Raw genomic sequence first — 363 nt, 5'->3', positions numbered from 1 at the left:
TGCAGCGTATGCGTGAACTAGCATTGCAGTCTGCAAACGGTACGAATACATCATTGGAACGTTCTTCACTGCAAGAAGAGGTTGAGCAGCTTAAAACCGAGATTGCGAGTATCGCAGAGAAAACAAACTTTAACGGTCAGAACCTTTTAGATGGTTCTTTCCAGGGTACTAGTTTCCAAACAGGTGCAAACGTTGGTGATCGAATAGACGTTTCAATCTCTGAGGTGTCAGAGGAAATGCTAGGTACAGATATCACATCAGGTTTGTCTTCTGTTTCATCTACCGATGCTCGTCCAGCAATGGCTGCGGGTGACCTGGTAATTAACGGCTTCGCAGTAGGTGCAGCAGATGCGGGTGCTGATG

At 46.6% G+C, this 363-nt stretch carries 1 pseudogene; it reads left to right on the top strand.

The window, feature by feature from the left end:
- Window positions 1-363 (top strand): annotated as a pseudogene (locus A3761_RS05055) (flagellin); the annotation flags it as partial.

This window comes from Oleiphilus sp. HI0123, assembly GCF_001635315.1.
This window is presented reverse-complemented; position numbering and strand designations above follow the sequence as displayed.